This window comes from Microbacterium sp. 22242 (genome assembly GCF_052045495.1).
Taxonomy (GTDB): Bacteria; Actinomycetota; Actinomycetes; order Actinomycetales; family Microbacteriaceae; genus Microbacterium.
The window spans coordinates 1-5,139 of the sequence record NZ_JBQEOZ010000010.1 but is presented as its reverse complement, the minus strand read 5'-3'; the positions used below and the strand labels follow the sequence as shown (position 1 = coordinate 5,139).

Sequence of the window (5,139 nt, the reverse complement as noted above, 5' to 3'; positions counted from 1 at the left end):
CCTCCCCGCACCGGGGATCACGGCAGATCAGCCGATCTTGGACTGGATGGTCTGGCCCATCTTGGTCCAGGTGCTGACCGGGTCGGCACCCTTCATGATGGCGACCTCGGACTTGCCCCAGTCGTCCCACACGGAGCCCATCTCGGGCACCGAGGGCATCGGCACGGCGTTGGCGCCGACCTTGGCGAAGCCGGCCACGGCCGGGTCGGACTGCGCGGCCTTGAACGACTCGGTCAGTGCCGGCGGGCGGCCGCCGGCCTTGTAGAGCGCGGTCTGCACGGCAGGCGTGGCGAGGTAGTTCACCAGGAATTCGTTCGCCGCGATCGTGTTCTTGGACTTGGCGTTGACGAAGAACGCCTGCACACCGGCGAACGGACGCGCCTCCTGGCCGCCGGCCGAGGGGATCGGGTCGACGGAGACCTTGATGCCGGCTTTCTCGGCGTCGGGCAGGTTCCACGGGCCGGTGATGAAGTACGGCGCCTCCCCGGCGTTGAACGCGGCCTTGGCGAGGTCGCCGGTCAGACCCGGGTTGAAGATGCCGGCCGCGCCCTGCGCGCCCAGCCAGGTCGCGAACTTCTGGCCCGCCTCGTCGCCGACGGTGAGCTTCTTGGCGTCGTAGGTGCCGTCCGCGTTCTGCGCGAACACCTGGTTGCCGAACGACGTCTCGAACGGGTAGGTGTGGTATGCGTCGCCGGTGGTGGCGTCCAGGCCGATCAGGAACGGGTACTTGGTGCCCGCCGCCTTGCCCTTGGCGATCATCTCGTCGTAGGTGGCCGGGGTGGAGTCGGCGAGGGCGGTGTTGCGCAGGATCGCGATGTTCTCGATCGCGTACGGCAGGCCGTACACCTTGCTGTCGTAGCTGACGGCGGAGATGGCGACCTTCTCGAACTTCGAGGCCTTGTCGCCGAGCTCGATCGGGGCGACCAGGCCGTCCTTGACGAACGCCCCGATCCAGTCGTGACCGCCGATCGTGATGTCGGGGCCCTTGCCGGTGGGGACCTGGGCGGTGAAGTCGTCGCGGATCTTGCCGTAGTCCTTGACGACGAGGTTGATCTTGATCCCCTTGTCCTTCTGGAAGTCGGCGGCGACCTGCTTCATCGCGGCGGCGCGGTTCGAGTCGACCCAGACCGTGAGCGAACTCGTGGTCTTGTCGCTGCCCGCGGACGAGCCTCCGCCGCTGCTGCTTCCGCCGCAGCCGGTCAGCGCCAGCGCGCCGGCCGCGAGGAGTGCGCCGAATGCGACGACGCTCTTCTTGTTCACCTTCATCGGTGTACCTCTCTCGGTGCTGTAAGGGAGCGCGATCGGCTCCGATCAAGCACCAGGGTGGGCGCGCGCTCCGCTTGCACGAACGCAAGCGTTTACAGTATGCGGTGTAGACCGCCGCCACGCAACCACTTCTTCACTCGGTCGCCGCGGCCAGGATCCTCTGATTTCCCGTAACTACGGGCAAATTCCGGTCTGCATCGGGGCTTGCGCTTTGAGGAAACGTTTACAACAATGTTGCGAACGTGCACTGCCGACTCCCTCCGAGCCGGCAGGACCGCTACTCTTCCCCTGACCCGTGTTCCCAGGAGGCCCCGTGGCTGACATCGCCGACGTGGCGCGACTTGCCGGCGTGTCCATCGCCACCGTCTCGCGCGCCCTGAACGGGAAGAGCGCCTCGGCGGCGACCCGGCAGAAGGTGCTCGAGGCCGCGGCCGAGCTGGGCTATGTGATCTCCTCGAACGCCTCGGGGCTGGCCACCGGCCGTACGAGGCACATCGGCTTCATGGTGCCGTTCATCGACCGCTGGTTCTTCACCGACCTGCTCACCGGCATCGAGTCGGTGCTGCTCAGCCAGGGCTACGACGTGACCCTGTACGACCTGCAGGGGAACGAGACGCAGCGCGACCAGGTGTTCGGCAGCTCGCTGCGCCGTGCCAGCATCGACGGGCTGATCGCCGCGAGCGTCGAACTCACGCCGGACGAGATCCGCGCACTGCGCGCCCTCGGCAAGCCCGTGGTCAGCATCGGCGGGTACATCGAAGGCGCGACCGCCGTCGACGTCGACAACGCCCGGATGGCCACGCTCGCCACCGAGCACCTGCTGTCCCTCGGGCACACCCGGATCGCCTACGTCGGGGCCGGGCGCACCATCGCGAGCGCGTTCCAGCTCGGCGACGCCCGCTACGACGGCTGGATGACCGCGATGAGGGCGGCGGGCGTCCCCGTCGACGAGTCCGGGTTCTGGGAGGCCGACTTCGACATCCCGTCCGGATACGCGGCGGCGAAGGCGCTGCTCGCGCACGACAGGCCCACCGCGATCTTCGCCGCGAGCGACGAGATCGGCATCGGCTGCATCCTCGCCGCGCGCGACCTCGGCCTGCGCGTGCCCGACGACCTGTCCGTCGTGGGGATCGACGACCACAAGCTGTCCGCGTTCTTCGGGCTGACCACCGTCGCGCAGGATCCCGCGGGGCAGGGCCGCCTCGCCGCGCACCTGATGCTCGCCCAGCTCGACAATCCGGCCGCGAACCCCGAGCACCGCACGCTGACCCCGCGGTTCGTGGTGCGCTCCTCCACCGCGCGCCCCGGCGGAGCCGTGCACGGCTCCGCCTGAGCTGGACCCCTCGTTACACTGTCGGCATGGCTGACTCTTCATTCGACATCGTCTCCAAGGTGGACCGGCAGGAGGCCGACAACGCCCTGAACCAGGCCCGCAAGGAGATCGAGCAGCGCTACGACTTCAAGGGCGTCGGCGCCTCGATCGCATGGAGCGGCGACAAGATCGTGATCGTCGCGAACTCCGCCGAGCGCGCGAACGCCGTCCTCGACGTGTTCCAGTCCAAGCTCATCAAGCGCGGCATCTCGCTGAAGAGCCTGGAGTCCGGCGAGCCGCAGGCCAGCGGCAAGGAGTTCCGCCTCGAGTCGACCCTCAAGGAGGGCATCAGCTCGGAGAACGCCAAGAAGATCGGCAAGATCATCCGCGACGAGGGGCCGAAGTCCGTGAAGTCGCAGATCCAGGGCGACGAGCTGCGCGTGCAGTCCAAGAGCCGCGACGACCTGCAGGCCGTCATCGCTCTGCTGAAGGGGTCCGATCTGGACCTCGATCTGCAGTTCATCAACTTCCGCTGAGCCTCGCGACGGCCCCTTCCCAGGGGCCGCGCGCACCGGGTCGAGGTCGCCGCTCCGCACAATGCTTGGGTTTGTGCGCGCGGAGTGCGATAGTGCTGTTCTGGGGAAACTACTTGGGGGTAGTTATGAACGGCGACGTTCCGGTGTTCGCTGCGTCTCATGCGCAGATGGGGGTCACAAAACAACTCCTCGCGGAGGAGGTGTATCAGCGCGTCGGCGCGTCGATCATCGACGGCACGCTGCCTCCTGGGCACCGGATCCGAGACGCCGAGCTCGCCGAGCAGTTCCGCGTCTCGCGCATGCCGATCCGGGAGGCGCTGCAGCGCCTGGAGCGAATAGGACTCGTGGAGATGTATCCCAGCCGATACACCCAGGTGACCGACGTGTCCCCCGCCCTCACGGCGAAGACGCTCGAGTTCGCCGGGTACATCGGAGGCGCGATCGCCGCGATCGCCGTCCCGCTGCTGAGCGCGGCAGAGCGCGCCGAGGCCGCCGAGGCCGCCTCGGCCCTGTCCGCCGCCCTCGAGGACGGGAAGGCGATCTCGTCAGCGCGCTGGTCCTTCATCCGCTACCTCTCCGAGCACAGCGACAACGACATCTTCCGGACCGTGCTGGACGAGACGAGCATGCTGCTGTTCCGCAATCTGCGGTCCTGGTCGCCCAGCGCCTCCGAGCGCGAGCGCATGCGCGCGCTGCACGCCCAGCTCGCGGACGCGATCCTGGCCGGCGACGGCCCCGCGGCCGAGCACCTGGTGCGGGCGATGTACCTGGTGGACTGACAGTGATGATGGTGGTGGGAGCCCCGCAGCGGTCGTCCTGACTCTTGGACTGACTGACTTCGGGTCTTGAACGGGATCTGTCGGTCGATTCGCTGCGGGGCTGCCTTTGCACTCACCGTGCGAGGGTTCGTGACCTCATAGGAGCCTGTGCCAGCAGGCACCCATCACTGTCTTGTCCGCTCGCTCTCGGCGGTGCGTGCCGTTCTGTCCCTTGGAGTGAGAGGAACGGCGATGACCACCATCGCACAAGAAACCGAGGTCGGCCAGGTCGAGGTCGCTATCGGGGTCGACACGCACGGCGATACGCACACGGCCGCGGTGATCGATGCGACGGGCCGGCTGCTGGGTTGCGCCCAGTTCCCCGCCGACAAGGCCGGCTACGCGGCGCTGCTGTCGTGGGCGGTGACGTTCGGGATGCTGCTGATCGCCGCGATCGAAGGCACCGGCGCCTACGGTGCGGGCCTGGCCCGGCACCTGCGCGGCGCGGGCGTCGAGCTGCTGGAGATCGACCGCCCCGACCGCAAGACCCGCCGGTTCGCGGGCAAGTCCGACCCGCTGGACGCGGAAGCCGCCGCCCGGGCCGCACTGTCCCGGGCGCGCACTGGTGTCCCGAAAGACCGGACCGGGAAGGTCGAAGCGCTAAGGAATCTGCGCGTCGCCAGGCGCAGCGCCATCGACCAGCGCGCGGACTGCATCAGGCGGATCAAGACGTTGCTGGTCACCGCACCCGACGAGCTGCGGGAACGACTGCGCCACCTGACGGACCGGGAACTGTTACGCATCTGCGCGGCACTGCGACCAGACACATCCCGCATCGGCGACCCGGAACAGGCCGCGAAGGTCGCGCTGCGCGCCCTCGCCCGTCGACACGCCGCGCTGAGCGAAGAGATCGACGAACTCGACGCGCTCATCGACCCTCTCGTCACCACGATCAACCCGGCCCTGCTCGAACTCAACGGGGTCGGTGCCGATGTCGCCGGGCAGCTGCTGGTCACCGCGGGCGAGAACACCGACCGGCTCCGCTCCGAAGCCGCGTTCGCGATGCTCTGCGGCGTCGCCCCGATCCCCGCATCCTCCGGCAAGACACACCGGCACCGCCTCAACCGCGGCGGCGACCGGCAAGCGAACGCCGCCCTCTACAGGATCGTTCTCTGCCGACTCCGCTGGGACCCCAGAACCCAGGCCTACATGCGCCGCCGCACCGAACAAGGCCTCTCCAAGAAAGACATCATCCGCTGCCTCAAAC

The 5,139-nt window shown here is 68.2% G+C and carries 5 protein-coding genes; 4 read left to right on the top strand and 1 reads right to left on the bottom strand.

The annotated features are described in order from the left end of the window. Positions 1–27: 27 nt before the first annotated feature. Positions 28–1,266 carry a sugar ABC transporter substrate-binding protein gene (locus tag ACTJJZ_RS11860; RefSeq protein WP_440721399.1) on the bottom strand — a complete coding sequence of 413 codons (1,239 nt, stop codon included), beginning with the start codon at positions 1,264–1,266 and terminating at the stop codon, positions 28–30. A gap of 313 nt (positions 1,267–1,579) precedes the next feature. On the opposite strand from ACTJJZ_RS11860, the gene ACTJJZ_RS11855 reads away from it, so the two are divergent. The 4 genes from ACTJJZ_RS11855 to ACTJJZ_RS11840 form a co-directional block, all read left to right on the top strand. Continuing rightward, positions 1,580–2,599 carry a LacI family DNA-binding transcriptional regulator gene (locus ACTJJZ_RS11855; protein ID WP_440721398.1) on the top strand — a complete coding sequence of 340 codons (1,020 nt, stop codon included), beginning with the start codon at positions 1,580–1,582 and terminating at the stop codon, positions 2,597–2,599. A gap of 26 nt (positions 2,600–2,625) precedes the next feature. Further along, positions 2,626–3,114 carry a YajQ family cyclic di-GMP-binding protein gene (locus ACTJJZ_RS11850; protein WP_440721397.1) on the top strand — a complete coding sequence of 163 codons (489 nt, stop codon included), beginning with the start codon at positions 2,626–2,628 and terminating at the stop codon, positions 3,112–3,114. A gap of 167 nt (positions 3,115–3,281) precedes the next feature. Next, positions 3,282–3,893, top strand: coding sequence for a GntR family transcriptional regulator (locus ACTJJZ_RS11845; protein WP_440721396.1), 612 nt, complete (start codon positions 3,282–3,284; stop codon positions 3,891–3,893). A gap of 231 nt (positions 3,894–4,124) precedes the next feature. Beyond that, positions 4,125–5,139, top strand: a 1,015-nt coding sequence (locus ACTJJZ_RS11840) for an IS110 family transposase (protein WP_440719754.1), incomplete at its 3' end; no start/stop codon positions are given.

What these genes read in the sequence shown, in the direction of transcription:
- ACTJJZ_RS11860 (WP_440721399.1), bottom strand. Translation starts at nt 1,266, where the DNA reads ATGAAGGTGAACAAGAAGAGCGTCGTCGCATTCGGCGCACTCCTCGCG.
- ACTJJZ_RS11850 (WP_440721397.1), top strand. Translation starts at nt 2,626, where the DNA reads ATGGCTGACTCTTCATTCGACATCGTCTCCAAGGTGGACCGGCAGGAG.
- ACTJJZ_RS11845 (WP_440721396.1), top strand. Translation starts at nt 3,282, where the DNA reads ATGGGGGTCACAAAACAACTCCTCGCGGAGGAGGTGTATCAGCGCGTC.